The organism is Limnothrix sp. FACHB-1083, from assembly GCF_014696485.1.
GTDB lineage: Bacteria > Cyanobacteriota > Cyanobacteriia > CACIAM-69d > CACIAM-69d > CACIAM-69d.
The window spans coordinates 313182-337186 of sequence record NZ_JACJQD010000004.1 but is presented as its reverse complement, the minus strand read 5'-3'; the positions used below and the strand labels follow the sequence as shown (position 1 = coordinate 337186).

At 58.2% G+C, this 24005-nt stretch carries 23 protein-coding genes and 1 tRNA gene; 13 read left to right on the top strand and 11 right to left on the bottom strand.

What is annotated here, in order from left to right:
- The first annotated feature begins 63 nt into the window (after positions 1-63).
- The 3 genes from ldpA to H6F46_RS07660 all read left to right on the top strand — a co-directional run bounded on the left by ldpA (position 64) and on the right by H6F46_RS07660 (position 4045).
- Entirely contained in the window at positions 64-1128 is a 1065-nt protein-coding gene (gene ldpA, locus H6F46_RS07670; RefSeq protein WP_190354168.1) for a circadian clock protein LdpA, read from the top strand.
- Between the two features lie 158 nt (positions 1129-1286).
- Positions 1287-3086 (top strand): R3H domain-containing nucleic acid-binding protein, encoded by a 1800-nt coding sequence (locus tag H6F46_RS07665; protein ID WP_190354265.1) that lies wholly within the window; start codon positions 1287-1289, stop codon positions 3084-3086.
- Positions 3087-3292: 206 nt separating this feature from the next.
- Positions 3293-4045 (top strand): superoxide dismutase, encoded by a 753-nt coding sequence (locus H6F46_RS07660; RefSeq protein WP_099534651.1) that lies wholly within the window; start codon positions 3293-3295, stop codon positions 4043-4045.
- 236 nt (positions 4046-4281) lie between these two features.
- Here the strand turns inward: H6F46_RS07660 and H6F46_RS07655 are convergent, their stop codons facing one another.
- On the bottom strand, positions 4282-4770 hold the full coding sequence (locus tag H6F46_RS07655; RefSeq protein ID WP_190354167.1) for a hypothetical protein: 489 nt from the start codon (positions 4768-4770) through the stop codon (positions 4282-4284).
- A gap of 190 nt (positions 4771-4960) precedes the next feature.
- Here H6F46_RS07655 and aroA point away from each other — a divergent pair, with 190 nt between their 5' ends.
- The gene (gene aroA / locus H6F46_RS07650; protein ID WP_190354166.1) at positions 4961-6310 is read left to right on the top strand and encodes a 3-phosphoshikimate 1-carboxyvinyltransferase; all 1350 of its coding nucleotides are present in this window, start codon (positions 4961-4963) and stop codon (positions 6308-6310) included.
- 100 nt (positions 6311-6410) lie between these two features.
- Here the strand turns inward: aroA and H6F46_RS07645 are convergent, their stop codons facing one another.
- The 5 genes from H6F46_RS07645 to H6F46_RS07625 form a co-directional block, all read right to left on the bottom strand.
- On the bottom strand, positions 6411-7334 hold the full coding sequence (locus tag H6F46_RS07645; RefSeq protein ID WP_190354165.1) for an ABC transporter ATP-binding protein: 924 nt from the start codon (positions 7332-7334) through the stop codon (positions 6411-6413).
- A gap of 15 nt (positions 7335-7349) precedes the next feature.
- Positions 7350-7431: transfer RNA gene (locus H6F46_RS07640), tRNA-Leu, on the bottom strand.
- A 70-nt stretch (positions 7432-7501) separates the two neighbouring features.
- The gene (locus H6F46_RS07635; protein ID WP_190354164.1) at positions 7502-8788 is read right to left on the bottom strand and encodes a hypothetical protein; all 1287 of its coding nucleotides are present in this window, start codon (positions 8786-8788) and stop codon (positions 7502-7504) included.
- Entirely contained in the window at positions 8781-9725 is a 945-nt protein-coding gene (locus H6F46_RS07630) for a radical SAM protein (RefSeq protein WP_199291437.1), read from the bottom strand. Before H6F46_RS07630 ends, H6F46_RS07635 begins: the two co-directional genes overlap by 8 nt.
- 101 nt (positions 9726-9826) lie before the next feature.
- Positions 9827-11356, bottom strand: coding sequence for a phosphoribosyltransferase family protein (locus H6F46_RS07625; RefSeq protein WP_190354163.1), 1530 nt, complete (start codon positions 11354-11356; stop codon positions 9827-9829).
- Positions 11357-11705: 349 nt separating this feature from the next.
- Between H6F46_RS07625 and H6F46_RS07620 the strand changes: the two genes are divergently transcribed.
- The 3 genes from H6F46_RS07620 to H6F46_RS07610 all read left to right on the top strand — a co-directional run bounded on the left by H6F46_RS07620 (position 11706) and on the right by H6F46_RS07610 (position 15280).
- A complete protein-coding gene (locus H6F46_RS07620; RefSeq protein WP_190354162.1) occupies positions 11706-13991 on the top strand; it encodes a hypothetical protein in 2286 nt (761 codons plus the stop codon).
- A 209-nt stretch (positions 13992-14200) separates the two neighbouring features.
- Entirely contained in the window at positions 14201-14305 is a 105-nt protein-coding gene (gene psaI / locus H6F46_RS07615; protein ID WP_099534644.1) for a photosystem I reaction center subunit VIII, read from the top strand.
- Positions 14306-14491: 186 nt separating this feature from the next.
- The gene (locus H6F46_RS07610) at positions 14492-15280 is read left to right on the top strand and encodes a 7-carboxy-7-deazaguanine synthase QueE (protein ID WP_190354161.1); all 789 of its coding nucleotides are present in this window, start codon (positions 14492-14494) and stop codon (positions 15278-15280) included.
- A gap of 7 nt (positions 15281-15287) precedes the next feature.
- Here the strand turns inward: H6F46_RS07610 and rsmI are convergent, their stop codons facing one another.
- The 3 genes from rsmI to H6F46_RS07595 are packed head-to-tail and all read right to left on the bottom strand — an operon-like array spanning position 15288 to position 17640.
- Entirely contained in the window at positions 15288-16187 is a 900-nt protein-coding gene (gene rsmI, locus H6F46_RS07605) for a 16S rRNA (cytidine(1402)-2'-O)-methyltransferase (RefSeq protein WP_190354160.1), read from the bottom strand.
- A 15-nt stretch (positions 16188-16202) separates the two neighbouring features.
- Complete coding sequence (locus H6F46_RS07600; protein WP_242027834.1) at positions 16203-16637, bottom strand: metal-sensitive transcriptional regulator; 435 nt, start codon at positions 16635-16637, stop codon at positions 16203-16205.
- Positions 16638-16677: 40 nt separating this feature from the next.
- The gene (locus H6F46_RS07595; protein WP_190354159.1) at positions 16678-17640 is read right to left on the bottom strand and encodes a serine hydrolase; all 963 of its coding nucleotides are present in this window, start codon (positions 17638-17640) and stop codon (positions 16678-16680) included.
- Between H6F46_RS07595 and H6F46_RS07590 the strand changes: the two genes are divergently transcribed.
- The 5 genes from H6F46_RS07590 to H6F46_RS07570 all read left to right on the top strand — a co-directional run bounded on the left by H6F46_RS07590 (position 17639) and on the right by H6F46_RS07570 (position 21430).
- On the top strand, positions 17639-18544 hold the full coding sequence (locus H6F46_RS07590) for a C40 family peptidase (protein ID WP_242027833.1): 906 nt from the start codon (positions 17639-17641) through the stop codon (positions 18542-18544). The genes H6F46_RS07595 and H6F46_RS07590 overlap by 2 nt on opposite strands.
- 73 nt (positions 18545-18617) lie before the next feature.
- Positions 18618-18839 (top strand): DUF167 domain-containing protein, encoded by a 222-nt coding sequence (locus H6F46_RS07585; protein ID WP_190354158.1) that lies wholly within the window; start codon positions 18618-18620, stop codon positions 18837-18839.
- A gap of 286 nt (positions 18840-19125) precedes the next feature.
- Entirely contained in the window at positions 19126-20553 is a 1428-nt protein-coding gene (gene cysS, locus H6F46_RS07580; protein WP_190354157.1) for a cysteine--tRNA ligase, read from the top strand.
- A 10-nt stretch (positions 20554-20563) separates the two neighbouring features.
- Entirely contained in the window at positions 20564-20887 is a 324-nt protein-coding gene (locus H6F46_RS07575) for a hypothetical protein (protein ID WP_199291436.1), read from the top strand.
- 6 nt (positions 20888-20893) lie between these two features.
- Positions 20894-21430: a pentapeptide repeat-containing protein gene (locus H6F46_RS07570; RefSeq protein ID WP_190354156.1), complete on the top strand. Its 537-nt coding sequence runs from the start codon at positions 20894-20896 to the stop codon at positions 21428-21430.
- Between the two features lie 269 nt (positions 21431-21699).
- Here the strand turns inward: H6F46_RS07570 and H6F46_RS07565 are convergent, their stop codons facing one another.
- Both H6F46_RS07565 and H6F46_RS07560 read right to left on the bottom strand, forming a co-directional pair.
- On the bottom strand, positions 21700-21888 hold the full coding sequence (locus H6F46_RS07565) for a hypothetical protein (RefSeq protein WP_099534636.1): 189 nt from the start codon (positions 21886-21888) through the stop codon (positions 21700-21702).
- Between the two features lie 136 nt (positions 21889-22024).
- The gene (locus tag H6F46_RS07560; protein WP_099534635.1) at positions 22025-22696 is read right to left on the bottom strand and encodes a MotA/TolQ/ExbB proton channel family protein; all 672 of its coding nucleotides are present in this window, start codon (positions 22694-22696) and stop codon (positions 22025-22027) included.
- Positions 22697-23058: 362 nt separating this feature from the next.
- Here H6F46_RS07560 and H6F46_RS07555 point away from each other — a divergent pair, with 362 nt between their 5' ends.
- Positions 23059-23889 (top strand): TPM domain-containing protein, encoded by an 831-nt coding sequence (locus H6F46_RS07555; protein ID WP_099534634.1) that lies wholly within the window; start codon positions 23059-23061, stop codon positions 23887-23889.
- The last annotated feature ends 116 nt before the right edge of the window (positions 23890-24005 follow it).

Sequence of the window (24005 nt, the reverse complement as noted above, 5' to 3'; positions counted from 1 at the left end):
GGTGCTCCAGGCGGGGAATATCGAGTGATCGCAAAGTTGGCGGGGGGGGCGTAGCATGGAAGGGTGAGTGTTTTTCCTTCGCCGCTGGTTTCATTGCAGTCGGGGTGCTGGTTCAAGCTGATTTGTGGCGCGAGTTTCCAGCATTTGCCGGCCATCCGGACTCTGGCCCTGGTCTATGGGCTAGCGGGGGCTGACTGTGTGGATGTGGCTGCTGATCCGGCGGTGATTGCGGCAGCACGATCAGGCTTGGAGGTTGTCCAGTCCCGATCGGGTCGATCGCCCTGGCTAATGGTTAGCCTGAACGATGGTGAAGACCCCCACTTTCGCAAAGCCCAGTTTAACCCAACTCAGTGCCCTAGTGATTGTTCTCGGCCCTGCGAGCGGGTTTGTCCAACGGGGGCGATCGACCCGGACGGCGTAACCGAAAGCCTTTGCTACGGCTGCGGCCGCTGTTTGCATATTTGCCCGCTGGATTTGATTGGGGCCCGATCGTACGTATCCACCCCCAGCGCGATCGCCTCGCTGGTGTTGCCCTTGGGCGTGGAGGCGATCGAGATCCACACGGTTCCGGGTCGCTATGATGATTTTGCGCGGCTGTGGCGATCGGTGGAACCCCACCTCGATCGGTTGCAGTTGGTGGCGGTCAGTTGTCCCGATGGCCCGAATTTGGCAGATTACTTGCGATCGCTCTACGACTTGATGGCACCCGGCTTGCGAGCGGCCGGTTGCGCCCTGATTTGGCAAACGGACGGGCGGCCCATGAGTGGCGACATTGGCGCAGGGGCCACGCGCGCGGCGATCGCCCTGGGTCAGAAAGTTTTGCAATTGGGCTTACCCGGTTTTGTGCAGTTGGCCGGGGGCACGAACGATCGCACCGTGCCCAAGCTGCGAGATTTAGATCTGTTGGGGCCCGATCGCCTGGCCGGCGTGGCCTATGGCAGCTATGCCCGATCGCACCTGAAACCCGTGACCGATCGGCTCGAGGCCCTGGAACTGGCAGCGGGCCAAGCCGTGCCGATCGAAACCCAACCGGAATTACTGGCCGAGGCGCTGACCTTGGCGCAACCGTTGCTCGCTCCGCTCAAAGCTCCCCATGCTCCGATTCCGCTGGCAGCGCTGCCGCCTTAGCCCGTGGCTAGGTTTGTAGCGCTGCTTTGCTCCGAGTCCAACTTGCCGCGCCCTCTTGCTGTTAATTAGCTCTTATGGTGATGTTTCCCGATACTGGCGATCGTCCCGTGACTTTGCAAACCGCCCAACAAGTTAAGGAAGGAACTGACTTGGCAGCAATGGCTGATTCCGCTGGCGCACCGGCTGTGGGTAGCGAAGCGATCGATCTGGGTCGCACTCGCAGCACCGATGACCTGAGCCAACTTCTGGGTATTTTGCCGCCTCACCTGCGGAAAGTTTTAGAAAATCATACGGATTTGAATCAGTTGGTGGAGGTGGTGATGGACTTTGGGCGGTTGCCCGAGGCCCGGTTCCCCGGTGCCCGCACCGAAAGCCTCAGCGACAAACCCGTCACCCGCGACGATTTGGACTATGCCACCGCTCGGGTTGGGCATTTTGGCGGCGACAACCGGGCGGGCATCGAACAAACCCTGCACCGGATCAGCGCCATCCGCAACCGCCGGGGCGACGTGATTGGCCTCACCTGTCGCGTGGGGCGAGCCGTGTTCGGGACGATCGCCACGATTCGCGACCTGGTGGAAAGTGGCAAGTCGATTTTGATGTTGGGGCGGCCCGGCGTGGGCAAAACCACGGCCCTGCGGGAAATTGCCCGCGTACTGGCCGATGAACTCCAGAAGCGGGTGGTGATTATCGACACCTCCAACGAAATTGCGGGCGATGGGGATGTGCCGCACCCGGCGATCGGGCGGGCCCGACGAATGCAGGTGGCCGAACCGGAATTGCAACACAAGGTGATGATCGAAGCGGTGGAAAACCACATGCCGCAGGTGATCGTGATCGACGAAATCGGCACGGAGCTAGAAGCCTTGGCAGCTCGGACGATCGCCGAGCGTGGCGTGCAACTGGTGGGCACGGCCCACGGTAACCAGTTGGCGAACTTGATCAAAAACCCAACTCTCTCGGATTTGGTCGGCGGGATTCAATCCGTCACCTTGGGCGACGAAGAGGCCCGGCGGCGCGGCTCCCAAAAAACCGTCCTGGAACGCAAGGCCCCGCCCACCTTTGAGGTGGCGGTGGAAATGCAGGAGCGCAGCCGCTGGGTGGTGCATGAGGATGTGGCCACCACGGTGGATTCCCTGTTGCGTGGGCGGATTCCCGAGCGGCAGGTGCGCACCATCAGTGAAACAGGCCAGGTGACGATTACCCACGAGCTGCCGGAAGCCGAGACGGCGGGCACCGATCGCTCCCTGGCCCCAGCGGGCCGCAACGGCGGCCCCAGCAAGGGCGATCGCGGCTGGCGATCGAGCGGGCAAATGACCCCTGTGCCGCCCAGTCGCCGGGCCGTTGTGCCCCTGGGAGCCGCCACGCCCCATGAGGAATTCGCCCAACTGCTCGATCGCACCGACTACAGCCCCCGGGCGATCGATGAAACGGACGACCTGAAGCAAAACGGCTATCTCTACGTCTACCCCTACGCCGTCAGCCGCCACCAGTTGGAGCAGGCGATTCGGTTGCTGAATTTGCCAGTGGTTTTGACCAAGGAGCTGGACACGGCCGATGCGGTGCTGGCGTTGCGCACCCACTTGAAAAATCACACCAAGTTGCGCCACCTGGCCAAAACCCGCCAACTGCCGATCTATATCCTGAAGTCCAACAGCACGGCCCACATTGCCCGCACCCTGCGCCGGATTCTGAAGCTGGACGACGAGGGCGGTGAGGTGGAACCGGTGGATCTGCGGTTGTTTGCGGACAATGCCAGCGATGACGAGCTGGAAGCCCTCGAAGAAGCGCGGCTGGCGGTGGAAAACATTGTGATTCCCAAGGGGCAACCGGTGGAGTTGTTGCCGCGATCGGCCCATGTGCGCAAAATGCAGCACGAGCTAATCGAGCATTACAAACTCACCTCCACTAGCTTTGGCGAGGAACCCAACCGCCGCCTGCGGATCTTCCCGGCTTAGTCGCACGACAGCCTTAATTCGTTGGGTCAAGTTGCGGAGTCAGTCGTGGTAACAAGGGGCTTAAGCCCCTTGCTGCCTAACGATTTGGTGGCGATAACAGCCATGTAATTTAACCCAGCAAATTAAGGCAGCCACGCTACTAGGGCAGGCGACCCAATTCAAACCGGCCTCAAAAAATCAGAAAAAACAATTCGAGGGTTTTACCTATGGCTCTCTCTCGTCGTGCGCTAATTCGGCAATCCTTGGCTGCGGCTGCGGGCTTCACCCTGGCGGACTGGTTGCTGTGGGGACAAGATGGGGCGATCGCCGCTCCAATCGCCCAAACCACCCCGACCGTACCCGAAATTTTCAAAGTACCGCCCTTACCCTACGCCTACGACGCACTGCAACCAACGATCGATCGGGAAACCATGGAGTTTCACCACGACAAGCACCACGCCGCCTACGTCAAAAACCTGAATACCGCGATCGCACCTTACCCCGAACTGCACAAGCGCTCAATTGAAGATCTGATCAGCAATCTCGACGCGCTGCCCGCCGACATTCGCGCCGCCGTTCGCAACAATGGCGGCGGCCACGACAACCACAGCCTGTTTTGGGAAAGCATGGGCCCCAACGCGGGCGGCCAACCCACTGGGGCGATCGCCCGGGCAATTACAGACACCTTTGGCAGCTTTGAAGCCCTGCAAACCGCGTTCAACCAAGCGGGAGCCAAGCGCTTTGGCAGTGGCTGGGCTTGGCTAGTGCTCGATCGCCAAGGAAAACTCACCGTCACCAGCACCGCCAACCAGGACAGCCCGCGAATGGAGGGTCAAATTCCCCTGCTCGGCAATGACGTTTGGGAACATGCCTACTACTTGAACTATCGCAACCGACGCGATCAGTATCTCCAGCAGTGGTGGAATGTGGTGAACTGGCCGGTAATTAACCAGCGCTACGAAGCCGCTAAAGCCGCTTAAACCTCAAAGGTCGCGGGAACATTGATTCCCCATGTCCCAGTCGTCAGGTCAGGACAAGGGGCTTAAGCCCCTTGCCTCGTTCCAGCCGTCAGGACAAGGGGCTTGAGCATCTTGCCTCCCACGATCTGCCAACGGTGGAATCAGGGTTTCAGGTGATTTGACGACAGGCTCTCAAGCCCCCTGTCCGCTGAGATTTGGCACGGTTTCTGGGGGTTTGAGGCCTCAAATTGAGATGCCTAAAACACCTCTAGGTTCAACACATAGCGACCTAGAGGCAAATTCTGGGCCCAAAGCTCATATTCCAAACGCACCCAATCGGGAACCGGCCGGCCCGACAGAGTGAGGCTGCGGGTGAAGTTGCGGAGGCGAATTTGTTCGTAGCCCTGGTCTGTGGCTTCCTGGAGCCAATAGCGACTGATGCCATAGACCCCCCGCTCCCACAGGTGGCGGTAGTGGAAGCCGCTGGCGCTTTGCATGGTTAACACAGCCCGCTGGGGGGAAAGTTCCAACCACAAGCTGCGATCGCCCTGGGGTTCCGCATTGGCCGCATAACCGGGCATCAGCACCGGCTCGATCGCCTTCACTGCCGGTTCCGCCAGCAGAATATGGAAGCGATCGCGCTCATTTTCGTAAATCGTGGCGGAAGTTTCGATCGAGGCGGCCGTTGGTAAATCTAACGACAACAGCGACAGGCTAATCGGACGGCGGTGACGAATCGGCGACATAGGTTGCAGCCTTGTTGGCTCAGGAGAAGCATCACGCGCAAAACCCGGAAAGCGATAGGATTGTCGGGCGAGCCTGGGCGATGGGTTTGCCAAGCCCTTAGGGCCCGGTAAGCCAATCACTGCCTAGGGCAATTCTGCCTGTGGCAATTCTCCCGGCGCGATCGCGAGTCCGAACCCTGTCGATCTTCCGATGCTCCACCCGATCGTAACATCCGAATTTGTAAACGCCCGCCAACGGCTGATCCTTTCTCCCACTGCCGAGGGCTGCCCCCTCGTGGGTCGCGTGCGGATCCCCGGCGACAAGTCCATTTCCCACCGGGCCCTGATGCTCGGGGCCTTGGCGGAAGGGGAAACAACCATTGAGGGCCTGCTGTTAGGCGAAGATCCCCGCAGTACCGCCGCTTGCTTCCGAGCCTTGGGAGCCGAAATCAGCGAGCTGAACACCGATCGGGTAACCGTGCGCGGCATTGGCATCGGCAATCTGCAGGAGCCGATCGGGGTGTTGGATGCGGGCAACTCGGGCACGACCCTGCGGCTGATGTTGGGCATTTTGGCTTCCCATCCCGATCGCTTCTTTACAATTACGGGCGATGACTCCCTGCGATCGCGGCCCATGGGTCGGGTCGTGAAGCCCTTGACCCTGATGGGGGCACAAATTTGGGGCCGCCGTGACAACACCCTCGCGCCCCTGGCCGTGCGGGGTCAGGCCCTCCAGCCCATTCATTACCAATCCCCGATCGCCTCAGCCCAGGTGAAATCCTGCATTTTGCTGGCAGGGTTGATGACCGAAGGACAAACCACCGTCAGTGAACCGGCCCTGTCGCGCGACCACAGCGAGCGAATGTTGCGGGCGTTTGGGGCAGAGGTGATCGTGGATCCGGACACCATCAGCGCCACGGTGGTCGGCCCGGCCAAGCTCCATGGCCAGCGGGTAATCGTGCCCGGGGATATCAGTTCAGCGGCCTTTTGGCTGGTGGCAGCGGCGATCGTGCCCGGCTCTGACCTGACGATCGAGAACGTGGGCATTAACCCCACCCGCACCGGTATCCTCGACGTGCTGCACCAAATGGGAGCCAACATCACCCTCGAAAACGAGCGCGACGCGGCGGGCGAACCGGTGGCAGATTTGCGGGTGCGCTATGGCCCCCTCAACGGTTGCGAAATTAGCGGGGCCCTGATTCCTCGGTTGGTCGATGAAATCCCCATTTTGGCCGTGGCGGCAACCGTGGCCCAAGGCAAAACCGTGATTCGCGATGCGGAAGAGTTGCGCGTGAAGGAGAGCGATCGCCTGGCGGTGATGGCGGCGGCCCTGCAAAAAATGGGGGCCCAGGTGACGGAACAGCCGGATGGGCTGGAAATTACCGGCCCGGTGCAACTGCGGGGGGCCGATGTGGACAGCCACACGGATCATCGAATTGCCATGAGTCTGGCGATCGCGGCGTTGGTGGCCCAAGGAACCACCACCATCGATCGGGCAGAGGCGGCGGCCATTTCCTATCCGGACTTTGTGCCCACCCTGGAGCGGCTCACCCAAGGTTAATCGGCCTGCAAGTGGATCAAACCCATCGATCGGGCGGGTGAGCCGGTTATGGTGAGTCAGTCAACTGATCGAGATCGGGCAGGTTGATCAGGCAGATTAATCAAGCCGAGTTGGATCGCGCCCCAACCGCCAGGCTACGGCGCGTGATTTCCAAATACACCGCCTCCAGACCCACGGGCTGACGGGCCAAGCCATCGATCGGCAGGCCCGCCAGCCGCTCCAGCAACTCCGGCAAACTGAGGGACTCCGGCAACCACAACACCAGCTCTCCCCCAGCTTCCCGCCAAGGCCAGCCCAGTTGCTCCACCCGTTCAATCGTCCCGGCGCGATCGGCCGTCGTTACCCGCACCAACTCAGCGGCGGGAATGGTCGACCGCAGTTCCGCCAAAGTTCCCTCCAGCGCGATCGCCCCCTGACTCAAAATTCCAATTCGATCGCACAGGCGCTCCGCCTCCTCCAGCAAATGGGTGGTCAGCAACACCGTCAAACCCTGCTTTTTCAGATCCCGAATCATGGCCCACAGGTCATAACGGGCTTCCAAATCCAAACCCGCTGTGGGTTCATCCAAAATCACCAACTTGGGCCGATGCACCAGGGCGATCGCCACGTTCAACCGCCGCTGCATCCCGCCGCTGAGGGTTTCCACGGGACTATCGGCGCGATCGGTTAAGCCCACCCAAGCCAAGCACTGAGCCAAACGCGATCGCCGTTCCGATTGCCGCAAACCATACAAACTGGCAAAAAAATCTAAATTCTCAGCACAGGTCAGGCTTTTGTAGAGCAAGTTGTCCTGGGGGGCAATTCCCAACCAGTGGCGGGGAGCCTGGGCCAAGGGGCGATCGCCCAACCACAACTCACCCCCATCAGCCACCAACAGGCGACCCAGGATATTAATCGTCGTGCTTTTGCCCGCACCGTTGGGGCCCAGCAGCCCATAAATTTCGCCCGGTCGCAAGGACAAACTCAGTCCTCGCAATACCGGGCGATCGTCATAGGATTTAGTTAACCGTTCAATTCGCAACATGCTGCGCTGAACCCATGCGGATAATAGGACTTGAACCTACACGCCTTGCGGCACTAGAACCTAAATCTAGCGCGTCTACCAATTCCGCCATATCCGCTTAAGCCCAGATATCATAGCAAAATCCCCCCGCTTCGGCAATCATCATTTCATGCCAGTTGGGGAAGCCGTCACCGGTTCCGCACCGGCCGCGCCACAATCACATAATCATCCAGGCCGTAATTCAGATCAAAGGTTGCACCGGCATAATCCCGCCGTAGACGACTAATCCTAGACTGCGGAGGCAAATTTTTAATCGCAAATTGTTTGAACTCTTGTTTGCCTAAGGGAGATCGCTGACCGGTGGAATTGAGATAGCAATACCACTCCAAATCAAGATTCAGCATTCGCAAAAACGTGATGACGGCAGCTTTTTCTTGGGTATCCGTCAGCGATCGATCATTGAGTCCTTGAAAGGATCGAAACTTTTTATCTTGAATCACGAATAACACATAGCCCGCATCGCTCAAGCCATGGCTAATGATGCGCTGATATTGTTGTAGAAAAATTGCACGCTCCACGGAATCCCAGGGGAAGCAATGGGCGATTGTGATCCAATCAAAAAATTTCTGTGGCAACTGTGATCGGGAATCTTCCTGAAGGTTGAGCGTTTTGAATTGGATATAACTTTGGTTACTAATTCCCATTGCCAGAGACCATTGCCTCAGCAGTTGATGCCCAATATCTTGAAAGGCAGATTGACAGTCAACAGAGCAATAGTTCAAGACCTGATCGGGCGATCGTACCCCTGGATCAAGCAATTCCCGCAACAACAACAGCCCAAACAGCGTTGTTCCTGGCCCCGCCGCTAAGTCCAGAATTCGAGGTTGTCTTGGTAATTGTCGACGTTCATAAATCAGTAGCCAACTAATAAAGAGACAGAGGGTATTTTCTAGAAAATATTCTAATAAATAAGCTTCCGCAGAATATTGGAAGCAGTACGTGGGACTTGCTCCACCTTTTAGCAATCGTAAATCTCCTAAAGCATCCCTGAGAGCCTGCTTTTGAGCCGATGTCTTCCGGGAAGGAAGTCGTTGCTCAAGGTGTTTCGTTAGGATGATCTCCAGAGGGTGAAACACCGCCTCCGGCAGCCCGGTGGTTTGCCACAATCCCTGGTCGATCGCCCGTAGCTTCAGTTGTTGTTTTAGGTCTTGGCAGCAATCGGGATTTGGCTCGCAATAGGGGGAAGTTTGGGCGGCGGCGCGTTGGGCCTGTTGTAGGGTTTTGAGCTGCGATCGCGTTTCGCGTAAATCCTGCTCCTGTTGCAGAAAGTCTACACAAAGCCGCGCCAAAGGTGACTGAACTGAACCGCGCTGTTGCCGTTGTGCAATTAGCAGTCGCACCTGGCGAAAATCTCGCCGCTGGAGGGCCGCCGCCAATTGACGATCGCTCCACCATTGCCGCAGGACTTCAATCATAGCCAAATCCCGCTTGACGTTCACAAAGCTCTAGATCATATTGCCCTTCAGCAATTAAGCGTAAAATATCATTTTTAAGCAGCTCATAATGTTTTTCTTCACAGTCGTACCACCAAGCAAAGCGCTGTTTTAGGGCTGTAGCGATGGGGCGGGTAGAAGCCTGGCGCATCCGATTGCCCCGATCGGGATGGAATGGTTGCAACACCACCCGATCGGCAATGGCCAACCGCTGCACCAATCTGGGCAAATCGGCCGGCTCCGTGGGCAACAGCGGTGTGAGGGTGACGGATAGTTTGGGAATATAAACGTCGTGATCAGGTGATAGGGCAATGCCATAGCGAAAACGCTGCAACGCCTGAAACCGAGAATTAATGCTGGGCGATCGCTCCTCAAACACCCGCCGCACGGTCTCGGAACCGGTGGGAATACTCATGTTGATTCGCAACCGCTGGAACCGCTGCAACAGATCGAGATCACGCACGATCGCCGGGCTGCGAGTTTGGATCACGAGTGTCGGTTGATAGGGAAGCAGGGTTGCTAATAGGGCCCGTGTGAGTTGGGTTTTTGCCTCGATCGGCTGGTAGGGATCAGTGCTAGTACTCATATAGATGCTGGGCGGTTGGTCGTGATGCCGAAACCAGCGTTCTAGCTCTTTTTCCAGCACTGCCACGGCGTTGGTTTTAACCACCACCCAATTGCCCCAATCATCCCGCCACCGAGCCGTGGGGCTAAAAGCTGCCGCATAGCAGTAGGTGCAAGCGTACTGACAGCCTTGGTAGGGATTGAGCGTAAAGTCGTAGGCTCCGATGAAGCCAGAAGCGGGCATCAGCAGCGATCGGGCTTGGGTTTGATAGACCTGGGCTGTGCCAAAGGCAGCACCCGACGGCGGCGCGGGTGATCGAGCAGGAAATTCCGGCAGAGCAGTAAAGTCGGCCATCGCTCAAAAATCTCAGAATCAATCGACTCATCATCCGTCGATAAACTTGCGCCAGTTTATGCAATTTCAGCCTGGTCGAATGCCAACCCGCATCCCCTGCGCTAAGCATGGTCGATCGCCTTGAGGGCGGTGTATTGGGGTTCAGCAATTTTGTTTGCTGCAAATAGGGTGTCGGCAATTTCGCCAAGGGTGAGCACCGCGTGCGATCGATAGCCTTTGGCGGCCAAGCGTTCCTTGGCCCCCGTGTTGTGGTCAATGAACACCACCAAATCAGTGACCCGCAGCCCCACCGATTCCAACTTGCCAATTCCTTCGATCGCACTTTTACCGGAAATCAAAATGTCATCCACCACCACCGCCGTTTCGCCAGGGGTGAAGTTTCCTTCCACCACCCGCTGAGTGCCGTGGGCCTTCACTTCCTTGCGCGGAAAAATCATGGGGCGGTTCAGGTGCAAGGCCAAGCCGGTGGCCGTGGGCAAGGAGCCGTAGGGAATGCCGGCCAGGCGATCGAACGTTAGGGGAGCCACCCGATCGGCATAGGCCAACAGAATTTTGTGAAAGACTTGGGGATTCGAGATGATTTGCCGCAAGTCCACGTAATAGGGAAAGGTGGCCCCGGAGGCCTGCACATAATCACCAAACAAAATGCAACCCAAGTCGAAGAGCTGCACAATCAATTCCGCGTGGGGATGGGCGCTGGTGTTGGTGCTGGCGGGAGCGGGCAACCAAAGGGGGCAGGCTTCCGCGATCGGCCCGCAAACGGCCGTCTGAGCTTGGGTGAGTCGATCGCGCAGTTGCGTAATTTGGCGACGGGGTTCCGGGTGGCTGAGGGCCGCCCGAGGCACCAGCACAATCAATCCATCACCATCGGCCGCCAGGCCCGCTTGCAGGGTTTGGCGCAGATTGGCATCCAGTCGATCGCCCGTGGCCGCGTCCAGGTCTTGGCTGTAGTCCACCGTTGCCAGCCCCGCCCCTGACCAAGCCCCCCGCAACAGAATGGGCGCTTCTGGAGCCACCGCCCGCAGCCGCCGCAAGATTTCCGGATCCGCCGCTTCCAGTTCCAAGCCCATTTGGCTGGGAATGCCCCAGGTTTGCACCTCGCGGGCCAAGCTGAGGTAGCGGGGTTCGGCCTCGGGGGCCGGGTCTTGCAAAACGCGGGCGGAGGGGTTTTCGGTGTAACACAGGGCAAACAGGGCGCGATCGGCTTGGAGCAAAAAGGGCGCGGCGTGGTCTTGGCCCGAAAAGGGCACGATCGTTACGGCATCCACCTGCCAGCGATCGAACGCTGTGCGGGCAAACAGGCCGCTGTTGATCCAGTCCGCATGTTTGGCATCCAAAATGACGGGCAATTCTGCCGGAATCGTGTGCCGCAACAGGTCTTCTAATAGGGCCAAGCCCGCCGCCCCAAATAGCAAATAGGGATCGATCGCCACCTTATAGGCACAAACCAAATCCGCCGTTTGGGCCACCATCGTTCGCAGCCAGTCTCCCAAGGCCGTCAGGGGGCGATCGACTCCGGCCGCAATGTCGGCCACAGCCGCTTCCAAAAAGTCAGAACTCGGATCCAAACTGAGGCACAGCAAACTCCCGCGCGATTGGGCCGCCCGGTGTAATTTATCGATAAATGTCATAGGAATCGCAGGGAAATCTCAACAGAAATTTCAGAGAATGTCTGAAAAGGAGCTTAAAGGAGCTTAGATTATTGGCAAAACACCTGAACCCGGATCACCGGCTGAGAAGCTTTGAATTGTAGAGAGTTAGACCCCTTTGCTCCGTCAATTGCCATACGGACAGAATGCCCCGGAGTGGCCCAGGGTTCCCTGGTTAATGGAGTAGGATAGGGGCACTTTTTCCGCTGAGCGCCGTTGTGGATGGGCCGGGGATTTAACCTTGGGGTTGAATTCAGGAATTCCAGTCAACGGTGCTGGCTTTGGGCGTTGCGCGCGCCGCTAAATCTTCACCCTGCGGGGCACGTTGTCGATGGAGTATTGCGAGTTTTTGCTGCAAAAGGAGGGCGATCGGGCTTGGTTGCCACTGGAGTCGCCCAGCGTCGAAGTTTTGGAAGGACGCTATCGCCTGATTGCCCGATCGAGCTATCCCGATGCGGCAGTGGAAATTCGTGTGGGCTACCAGCCGGATGGGGCGATCGGGGGCACTAGCCAACGCACCCAGTCCCGATCGGCCCAAACCAATGTCAATGGGCTGGTGGTGGTGATTCCGTTCACGGTGTTGCGGCCGGGGCTTTGGGAATTTAGCTGTCGGCAATCGGTGGGCGAGGAGGCGGATCCAACAACCACGGGGCCCGCCTGGCGCTATGCGGTGACGCTGCAAGTGTTGGCCGTGGAGGCGGAAGATTGGGTGGATGTGGAACCGCAACCGACGGCTGATGCACTGGCCCAGGAATCCAACGGGTCGGAAGTGGTGAGCCGATCGCCCGATGAATTCTCCCCGTCCCATGGCGCGAATGGTGCTGAGGGGGCCGTTGAAGAGGTCATGCCGGAGCTAGTGGCGGAAGCGAACGCAGCGAACGAGCTGGCCGATTCGATCGCCCCGCAAATTCCCCAGGCCACGGAGCTAGAGCCTATTGCTTCAGAAATCGCTTCAGGAATCGCTTCAGGAATCGCTTCAGAAGTTGCTCCAGAAATTACCCCAGAGCCAGCCTCGGCCAAGCCCCCATCGATTCCTCTGCCGGCCTTACCGCCCACGGAACCCTTCACGCCCCCGATCGAGCGGTTGATTCAGGTGGAAGACGATCGCCTGTTGCGCATTGCCGATCGCCTGTTGCAGCAAATGGTGGAACCGGCGGAACCGGATCCCATGGAAGCGATCGACCCACTGGTGGCCGCCAGCCAGCTTCCTCCCTTGCACTTACGGCTCGATCGCACCACCTACATCACCGCTTGGGGCGATCAGTTGGTGTTGCAAGGCAGCTTGGATTGGGCCGAACCAACCAAGGCTCCCATGCTGGCTCAACTGCCGCCCACCTTGGAATGGCGGGTAACCCTGCGCGATCCCAACAGTCAGCGGGTGTTGGTGCGGTTGCGCCAGCCGATCGCCGGGTCGCGCTGGAGCCGGCCAAGCGATCGCCCCTTGCCGGGTCAGTTCACCTGCACCGTGGAATTGCCCCTGGAAGCCAGCACCTTTTTGATGCTGGGCGAGCTGGCTTTGTATCCCCACAGTTTGCCCAGCGCCGAACCCCTTACCAGCCAGGCCTTCGCGGTGGCCGCCGATGCCGATGCCCTGTTGCGGGCGATCGAGCCGGATTTTCGCCCAGAGGATTGCACAGAGAACGATCGGGCCCCGGCCGCATTGCCGCACGAATCCCTGCCGTTTCGGCCCAATTCCCAAGCCCCCGCCAAAAAGAGCTTGGATCTGAAGCTGCTGAACTTTGTGCAACCGGCGAAAGCGCCCATGTTGCCATCGATGTCGCCGTCCATGGACTCCGCGCCGTCCATGCCCGAGATTGCCCCCGCCCCGATCGCCGGTGTTGAGTTGCCAGAAGCTGCCATTTTGCAAGGGTTGCCCCCCGCTGCGCCGATTCCCACCGCCAACGGCCCGGCCCCTTGGGCAATCGACCCCTTACCCAGTGAGCCTTCACCTTTTGATGCGCTGCCCAAGGGTCACCGGTTCTGGTCAAGGCTCACGGCCCTGGCCGATGACCAAGATTTACGGGCCTGGATGCGGGCCCGAGGAGAGGGGGTTGCGCCCGCCCCGGAGCCACCGGATCCCGATGCGGACTGGACGGCCGGTGAAGTGCTGGTGGATGACCTGTTGCCGCTGCAAAACGGATCCAATGGTTGGTCTGCCCAAGCCAGCCCACCACCGCCGCCGCCCGCCGATGCCACCTTGCCGCCCACGATGCCGATTCCACAGCCCACGATCGAGCTGTTGACCCATCCTCTGGTGGCGGAAACCACGGCCACCTTGCGGTTGCGAGTGACGGAGGTGCCCTCACGACTCTGCATTAAGGTTTGGACGAGCGATCGACAAACGCGCCAAATCTTGGAACCACCGCGCTGGCTGTTGGAGTTGCCCCCCAATGGCCTGGGGGAATTGGAAACCCGTGTCACCCTGACCGTGCCGGCCCTGGTGGCGGAACTGAGCATTGAGGCGGTGGTGATGGAGTTGGCAACCCACCGCGAAAGCCGCAAGGCGGTGATTGTTGCGCCCGTGTTGCCCCCCGAGGCCCATCCCGATCGCCCCACGTTGGACCCATTGGCGATCAACAACCTGTTTGAGGCCCTGTCGCCCTCCCGTTGGGATTAGGGCGGCATTGAGCCTCCGGTCAAGGATCCAAAACCCAATCACAGGGCATGTTGGGGGCGATCGGCTCCCCGCATTGATTCAAGCCTTGATTCAAGCGTTGGTTCGCTTGTTTGTTAAAAATCTTTAGCAACCCCACGCCACACCGGAGGCCAGCTCGTACAGTTAATGGGAAATCCTCTGAATTCGATTAAGAATAAGGATCTTTTCCCATGGCAGCCTCTTTTCTTCCTTCGATTTTCGTGCCGATTGTTGGCTGGGTATTTCCTGCTGTAACAATGGCCCTGCTGTTCCTGTATATCGAAAGCGACGCTTAACAAAAAATCGCAAGCGAAGCTGTGCGTAGCCTGCCAAATTCCCCGATCACGGCCCTGAATCACAGCGAGGGCAATGACTGGGGAGATTGCAGTTTGCCTTCTCCTTGAATCGAGTTGATTAAATCCAGACCGCTGGCTGTCTAAGATAGTTAGCGGTTTTTTGCGGGCGAACAGCGCCTGAAGATCATGAGCGATCGGGTGGCGACGGCACGGTTAATTGAAGTTTTTTCAGCAATCCAGGGTGAAGGGCCGATCGTGGGCACGCGGCAACTGTTCATCCGGTTTGCCCAATGCGATCTGCGCTGTGACTATTGCGATAGCGATCGCACCTGGGTGGCTCCCGATCATTGCGACATTGAGCAAACCCCTGGTCTGCGGGATTTTGTGACTGTTGCCAACCCCGTGAGCCAATCGCAGCTCCTGGACTGGGTGCAACAGCTCGATCGCCCCCATCTACACGACAGCATCAGCATCACGGGGGGTGAACCCCTGTTGCACAGTCGTTTTTTGCAAGATTTCTTACCAGCCTTGAAGACTGTTTCCAGCCTGCCGGTTTATTTGGAAACCGGAGGCCATCGGCCACAACAGTTGGAACTCCTGTTGCCTTGGCTGGATTGGATTGGCATGGATTTGAAGCTGCCCAGCGTCAGTGGCGAAACCCACTGGGAGGCCCATGGGGAGTTTTTGCGGTTGGCGGTGGCAGCGCAAAAGTGGGTGTTTGTGAAAGCGATTGTTTCCGAGGCAACCACGCTGGCGGATCTGACTCGATCGGCTGAGTTGGTGGCGGCGATCGATCCCCATTTGGTTTACGTGATGCAACCCGTTTCGCCCTTGCCCGCGCCGATTAAGCCCGATCGCCAACCACCGCAACCACCCCAGCCCGAACAAGTGTTGGCCTGGCAACAACACCTGAAACAGTGGTTACCGCAGGTGATTGTGATTCCACAAACCCACAAGGCGATCGGGCAACTTTGACCGGGCCCTAATCGGGAATTTTGAGGGACAGCTCGTAGACCGATCGCTTGGGCAGGTTCAGTTGGCCGGCAATCTCGCGGCTGGCAGCCGATCGGCTCATCCCTTGGGTCATGCGATCGGCCAGAGCGGCGATAATTTCCGCTTCCGTGGGTTGGTGGGCCACCGGGAGCACTCCGCCCAAAATGAGCACAAATTCCCCCTTGATGGGACAGGCGGGATTCTCGGGAATCCAAGTGGCGATCGCCTCCGAGAGGGAACCGCGCCAAAACTGTTCGTAGCGCTTGGTCAGTTCCCGGGCGATCGCGATCGGTCGTTGGTCGCCGCCGTGGTTGGCCAGGTCTTGCAGGGTTTCCCGCAGGCGGTGGGGCGCTTCGTAAAGAATCACGGTGCGGGCCTCTTGGGCCAGTTGAGCCAGTCGATCGCGCCGTTCTTTGCCCTTGGTGGGTAAAAATCCTTCAAAACAAAAGCGATCGGTCGGTAAGCCGGAGCCAATTAGCCCCGCGATCGCCGCGCAGGCTCCCGGCACTGGCACAACGGACAACCCGGCCGCCCCGCAAGCCGCCACCAATGGCACGCCCGGATCGGAAATGCCCGGCGTACCTGCATCGCTGACTAGGGCGATCGCCTGGCCCGCCCGCAGTCGATCGAGAATTTCGGGAATCCTTTTGGTCTGGTTGTGTTCGTGATAGCTCAGTTGGGGCTTGCTGATTTGGAAGTAAGCCAGCAGCTTGCCCGTGTGCCGGGTGTCTTCCGCCGCGATCGCGTCCACGGCCTGCAAAATTCGCAAGGCTCGGTAGCTGATATCTTCCAAATTCCCGATCGGGGTGGCCACCAAATACAGGGTTCCCGGCTGCACTGTTGTGACTTCGCCCACGGTGGTCGGCGCTGGGGAAGGCGTTGCCGTCATCTGCCGAACCTCCCCCTAGATTAAAAAGCGATCGAGCGCCGCTTTCAGTTCCGCCAATTCCGCGTCAATGTTGCCCTCGCGTGCTGCTCGCACAATGCACTCATTCAGGTGCTCATCCAAAATGGCCCGCGCCACCCGATCGATCGCACCGCGCACCGCCGCCAACTGAATCAACACATCGGGGCAATCTCGCCCATCCTGCACCATGGCCTTGATGCCGCGCACATGGCCTTCAATCCGCGACAGACGATTCACAATTTTGCGAATCGCTTCCGGGTTGTGGGTGTGGCTGTGGGACGGGCCATGGCTATGGCCGTGAGCATGGCTGGGAGCGGGATTGGAGTCGAGATGCTGGGCAGAGCTGGGGGCGGGCTGATGGGACTGGTCGGAATCAGCGGAAGGGTGAGGGTGATTATCAGGTTGTGCAGGGTCGTGATCAGGACGATTCAAGGGATGGAACGCAACCAGATTCAAAGGGGCAGTTTGGATTCTAACGCGATGGCTCCGGGTTTCCGAGCGATCGCACCGCTTCGAGGGCCCCGTGAGCAATTTGGGGCAGAATACTGCGATCGCGATCGCCCAAAGGCGCATCGATCGCCACCACCAGCCCAAAGGGCCGCCCATCCACCGGCTCCACATAGGCACAATCCCACCGCACCCGGCTCATCCACCCCGCCTTAGACCACAGGCGCGTGGTGGGGGGCAATCCTTCCCCCAAAAAACCGGTGACTTGGTTGTAATCCGAATCCAAGCTGGCCACGGTGGCCGGATCGAGCGATCGCGCCAGGAGGTTCATCAGCATTTGCGATCGCGCCGCCGACACCGCCACCCCACCCGCGATCGCATGGAGCAGCCGCGCCACCGCATCCGTCGTTAAATAATTGCGATTGCTGTAGTCTGCCGCCAAAAAGACTCGCTCGCGACCATAGGGCCCATCACCCCAAGTTTTTTGGCAAACATTAATAGTTTGGAACTCTTCCCAACCAAACGATTGCAAATAGCGATTCACGATTTGTCGTTGCTGTTGCCAGGTTTCAAAGGGGCCCGCTGGCAACTCCGGGCCGCTGGTGGTTCCCGACAACACATCCACCAAATAGCTCGTGGCATCGTTGCTGGAATTGACGATCGCATCATGCAAGGCCCGATCGACCTCTTCCGTGGGCGAAATCATGCCCTTTTCCAACCATTCCTGCACGGCCACCGCGTAAAACAGCTTGACCACGCTGGCCGGATAAATGCGCTCCACACCGCGATAGCTGAACCCACGTACCGGATGGGCCCAAAAATCCGCCGGAGCCAGGGCCCCACCCGTGTTCACCATGTAGGGCGGATCGTAAACCCACCAGGTCAGGGCCAATTGGTTGCGGGCTAACAGCGGATATTGGATCCATAGCCGATCGAGCAGTTGTTTTCCCAACCGCTCCAGTTCCCCATCCTGTTGGTAAAAAATCATGCCTACGGTGTTTGGCGTGAACCCAACGATTCTCGCCTATGCTTGGGGCGATCGTCCTTGTTTGCACCGGAGACCTTCCATGACCTCGATCGCCCTCGATCGCGTGCTGGCTGACTTGGGCCAACCGATTCCCGATCGCCCGGAGTATCGCTGCACCGAACCCCTAGACCTATTCACCCGGCCCGACGGGGAAGAACTGAGCACCCAGGTGGCTCCCGGGCGGCAACTGTGGTTTCGGCAACTGTCGGCGGATTTGGCAGCACGCTTGAACGCTGGTGCAGGAGCCAATTCGGGAGCCAATCTGGAGGCCAATTCGGGAGCCAACGGGGATTTCAATCAAGGGGCGATCGAGGTGGTGCTTTGCGAGGATGACTATGCTGCTTGGTTGCCCCTGGCCGCTTTGGCTCACCTGGCCCCGGCCATTGGCCCCTATCGGGCCCCGATCGTGTCGAGATCGGCCATTGTCGATCGAATTCCCCAGGCGATCGCCTTTGCCCAAGCGGCCATGGCCGTTCCCCATTGCTATCTTTGGGGCGGCACGATCGCCCCTGATTATGACTGCTCTGGCCTCATTCAAGCGGCCTTTATGAGTGTGGGCGTTTGGTTGCCGCGTAATTCATATCAACAACAGGAATTCACCGAGCCGGTTGAACTAAAAAACCTGCAACCCGGCGACTTGCTCTTTTTTGGAATGCCCACCAAAACCAACCATGTGGCGCTGTATTTAGGAAAAACCATCGGGCAGCCTTGCTATCTTCACAGTTCCGGCTATGAACAGGGGCGGGGAAGAATTGCGGTTGATTTTTTGTCGGATCAGGGCGATCGGGTGGCGCAAGCTTATTTTTCCCAATACAAAGGAGCCGGTCGCATCCACAGCAGCTATCAACCCAGCCTCAAGGGCTAATTCACGGTTCATTCACCGATCTGCTGTGGCGCTTTGATGGCCCTCAAGCGAACAATTAGACTTCAAACTAATGATGAAACTGGCCGTAAAAGTCAAACCCAACAGCAAACAACAGAAAATTGTTGAAGAAGCCGATGGGGGGCTAACCATTTTCTTAAAATCTCCCCCGATCGATGGCAAGGCTAATCGCGAGTTAATTCAACTCCTCGCGGCCCATTTAGGCGTTAGCAAATCAGCAATCACGATCAAAGTTGGCCAAGCGGGTCGCCAGAAAATCATTGAAGTTGCAGACTAGCGAGCAAAGTCCAAGGCGGGCCAGGCGAGAAAATTAGAGATCCCTTGAAAGCAATCCCATAAAATTGAATCAGCATCGATCGCCCCGACGACAAGCGCTAGGGCCCTCAGGATTGGGATAGGATAAGCGCGATCGCCCCTCTTGCTCGACATCAATCCATATCGATCCATGATCGATTCATGGTCGATCTCCGACATTGGCATCCGAATCAAGCCTTGAGATCGAACCTTGAGATCGAGCATTGGTTTAGATCACTTAGACCGTCAGACCGCCCCTCCAATTCCCCATGTCGCTCCAGCTTTACAACACCCTCACCCGTCGCAAAGAACCCTTCGAGCCGATCGAGCCGGGTCGGGTGCGGATGTATTGCTGTGGCGTAACAGTCTATGACCACTGCCATTTGGGCCATGCCCGGTCATACATCGTTTGGGACACCCTGCGGCGCTTTTTGCAATGGCGGGGCTATGACGTGCGCTATGTGCAAAACTTCACCGACATTGACGACAAAATTCTTAATCGCGCCAAAAACGAAGGGGTTTCCATGGAGGCGATCGCCGATCGCTATACCGAAACCTACTTTGAAGACATGGCCCGGCTCAACATTCGGGAAGCCGATGCCTATCCCCGCGCCACCCACACCCTGAACGGCATTCAGCGCTTGATTGCCGAATTGGAAGCCAAGGGCGTGGCCTATGCGGCCGGGGGCGATGTGTATTTTGCAGTGCGTAAATTTGCGGACTACGGCAAGCTCTCCGGCCGCAAATTAGACGACCTGCAAGCCGGAGCCAGCGGCCGCACGGACGACGAAACCACCAAAAAGCAAGATCCCTTCGACTTTGCCCTTTGGAAAGGAGCCAAACCCGACGAACCGGCCTGGGAGTCCCCTTGGGGGCCCGGCCGGCCAGGCTGGCACATTGAGTGCTCCGCCATGGTGCGCCAAGAGTTGGGCGAAAGCATTGATATCCACGTGGGGGGTGGTGACTTAATTTTTCCGCACCACGAAAACGAAATTGCCCAATCGGAAGCGGCCACGGGCCATTCCCTAGCCCGGTTCTGGTTGCACAACGGCATGGTGAACGTGGGCGGCGAGAAGATGTCGAAATCCTTGGGCAACTTCACAACCATCCGCGCCCTGTTGGATGCACCGGAGGGGCCTCACCCGATGGCCCTGCGGTTGTTTGTGCTGCAAGGTCACTACCGCAAGCCCATGGACTTTACGGGGGAGGCGATCGAGGCGGCCAAAAATGCTTGGAATACGCTCAAAGAGGGGCTGTTGTTCGAGGGGCTAGGGGATCTCAACGGTGCGTCCACCTATGACCCCACGGCGCTTGATCGATTCCGGGCGGCCATGGATGACGATCTGAACACACCGGAAGCCTTGGCCGTGCTGTTTGAGCTGGCGAAGGAGTTGCGCCGAGAAAAGAATCTGCGCGTCCATGAGGGGCAATTTTCCCAAGATGCCGCCGCGATCGCCCAGCAGTGGCGAACCTTGGTGCATTTGGCGGATGTGTTGGGCCTGGTGGCCACAGCGGAAACCCCAACGGAAACCCCGGCCGGCCCCAGTGATGCGGAAATTGAGGCCTTAATTGCCCAACGGACGGCCGCCCGCAAGGCCAAAAACTTTGCCGAGTCCGATCGGATCCGCGACGAGCTGAAAGCTCAGGGCATTGTGTTGATCGATCGCCCCGGTGAAACCGCCTGGCATCGAGAATAGGAGGACGACCATGGCCGATCGCGATTTGTTTCAGCGGGCCAATGCGCAGGGCATGAAGCGATTTTGTGAAGGTTGGCATCGGGCCCAAAACCAACGCTACTTGCTGCGATCGCAACTGGGGTTTAGCCAAGCCAGCACCCCCCATCAACCGGCCGTCTGTCGGGGCTGCGAAAACTATCACGGCATCGCCTACGGTTACAGCCGAGATCGACGGGCAAGGCTGATTTGCGGCATTCACCCCTTTGGTTGGTCAGGAACCGATCCTTGTCCCGATTGGCGCGGGGCGATCGAGCCGGAATTCTCCACTGCGACCTCCGACGACATCAACCGGTAATTGGCCATGATCAATCTCCGAAACCTGGGAATCCAAAGCATTGGTAAAAACATTGGTAAAAACATCAGCAAACGATTAATCCTGGTGTTGGGGCTGGCCCTGTTGTGGGTTTTGTTGGGAGCCTTGCCCGCCCAAGCGATGGGCAACTACAGCAAAACCAACCAGGAAGGGCAGAATTTTGCCGGTGAAAACTTGGTGGGCGCAGCTTTTTTGGCCACCGATTTGCGCGATGCCAATCTGGCGGGAGCCAACTTGAGCAATGCCACCCTCACCCAAGCCACCCTGCTGCGAGCCAACCTGCAAGGTGCGGATTTAACGGGCGCTTTGATCGATCGCGCGGTGTTGGAACGGGCAGACTTAACCCAAGCGATCGCCCGTGAGGCAATTTTTACGCGCTCAATTTTGGCCGACACCACGATCGAGGGAGCCGACTTCACCGATGCATTAATCGATCGGTACGACGTGGCCCAACTTTGCAAAGTCGCCAGCGGCATCAATCAAAAAACCGGTGTCAGCACCCGCGAAAGTCTAGGCTGCGATTAGTGCTCATTGCGCTTGAAATCTCTGAACAGCAGATCAGCATGAACCTTATTGCTGTTGAGTTTCGTACCTCAACCCAACCTACTAGCGCGACAGGCTTAATGCATTGGGTCAAAGTTGCGGAGCCAGTCGTGGTAACAAGGGGCTTGAGCATCTTGCTGCTTAACGATCAGGTGACGGTAACAGCCATGTAATTCAACCCAACGGATTAAGGCAGCCACGCTACTACTAGCACGACAGGCTTAATACATTGATCCGCGCAAGAGGTCTAATTAACGAGCCTTCCAAGTGCCACCATAGCGATAGTGCGGATTGGTGGCGCTTTGCTGTTTTTGGCAACGGGGACAGGCCAAAACCCATTGATCAGTGCGATCGACCTGAATTCGATAGCGAACCAATGACAGAACCTGGCAGAGTTCACAGGGGCGTGGTTGAGGATTGGCTGTGCGACGACGCGGCATGAGAATTAATAGAAATTAATAGAAATTAACAGTAATCAACAGCAATCAACGGCGATTCAAGACAATTTCAATCAACTCAAATCAGCAGCAATCAACGGCGATTCAAGACAATTTCAATCAACTCAAATCATTTCAGTCAACTTAAATCGAAGGGAACCCCGCCATTGGTTTCCCAATGATGACGATAGAGCAATTCAAGCTGGCCGCAATGCTGGGCGATCGCCGCCACCTGCCGCCGATACAAACTCCGAAACACATTCGCCACCAGCAACGCCCCGATCGCCACCACCAGGCCCGTGGCCGTGGACACCAACGCCTCGCTCAGGCCCGAACCGATGCCCGCGCCATTGGGGCCGCCCGTGGAGCCGATGCTGTCCCAGCGGAGGGCCGCAAAGGATCCCATCAAGCCCAACACCGTGCCCAACAGGCCCAAGAGGGGCGCAATGCCAACGATCGTGTCGAAAGCCGTACCAAACCGCTTGAGTTGAGGCAGTTGGGCTTGGGCAGCGCTGTCAAGGGCTAATCGAAACTCCTCGGGGGTGGGGCGATCGAGCGTGAGCGCCGCCAGGAAAATCTGCACGATCGGCCAATCCTCTGGAGCCGATCGCAACAAACGCAGGGTGCGATCGGTATCGGGTTCCCGCCCATACAACACGAGCGCCTCCCGAATTAGGAGCGGTTGTTCCTGGGCCAAACGCCACCAAAACCGGCCCCGCTCCACCGCCAGGGCGATCGTGGCGATCGCACAACCCGCCAAAGGAACCATCACCGCCCCACCGGCCACAAACCATTGCCATACCGACGACATCGAGCACCTACTCCCCTTGCAACACAGCGGGTTGATCTAGCGGCCAATCATGGCCCGTGGGCCAGCCGAAATTTAGCCAAACCCAATCAAAAACAAGCCTGGCCCTATGATGCCCGATTGGCGATGGCTGGAAGTTGCTGTGCTCCGTCCCGATCGGGGCGATCGGCCCCAGGCAATTGACTGTAGTGGGGATTGATCCTTACCATTGAGTTACATTAATGGACTGTAAAGAACTGTTGCGATTAATCAACGGTTTCCATCCTCCGGCCCCTTGATTGCCCCACAGACCAAGGGTTTTCAGTTCTTTTCCCCATTCGATTTTGTCCCCCATCCTTCCGCCCTGGCTTTTGGAGCGCGTCCCTATGCAACAGGCAACACAACTGGTTTCCCGCCGCTGGTCGCAGTGGTTGATGGCCACGCTGGGATCGTTGGTGCTTTGTGCGATCGCCTGGATCGCCGCACCGGCCCCCGCCCAAGCCTTCGACAACCCCGACCTGCTGCCCAAGGAGTTCACCACCGTTGTGGACTTGGCCAACCAGTTGCCCAGTGGCCAAGAGCAAAAACTCGCCCAAACCCTGGCGGACTTCGAGGCGGAAACCGGCTGGAAATTGCGTGTTTTGACCCAATTTGACCAAACGCCCGGCCTGGCCGTGAAGCGGTTTTGGGATGTGGACAACAAGACCCTGCTGGTGGTGGCCGACTCCCGGGGGGGCAACTTGCTGAACTTCAATGTGGGTGGCGATTTTTATAGCGTCTTTCCGCGCACCTTTTGGATTGAGCTGCAAACCCGCTACGGTAACCAGTTCTTTGTGCGCGAAAACGGGGAAAATCAGGCGATCGTCCAATCACTGGAATCGGTGATGGGTTGCCTGCGCCAAGGGGGCTGTCAGTTTGTGCCCGGTTTGCCCCAGGAGCAATGGATCCTAACCCTGGTGACTTCGGTGCTGGGCGGCGTGATTTGTGGTTTTGCGGCCCACCCGCGCAAGGCCGGCGAATGGATTTCCTGGCAATGGGCGCTGATTTTGTCGCCGCTGTGGGGCATTTTGTTCATTGCCTTTGGCATTGGCCCGGTGGTGACCCGCACGGCGGACTGGCTGCCCCTGGTGCGCAACATTGCCGGATTCGCGATCGGGGCGTTGGTGGCTTTCCTGTCGCCGGTCTTTGGTCGCCCCCCTTCAGAGGCCGAAACTTAGGATCAGGCAATGAAACCCAGTTTTGGGGCTACAGGTTAATCAACCGTTTTCTAGCAGTCGTTTTCTGGCGATAGTTTTCTAGCAATCGTTTTTTAGCGGTAGTTTTTTAGCGATAG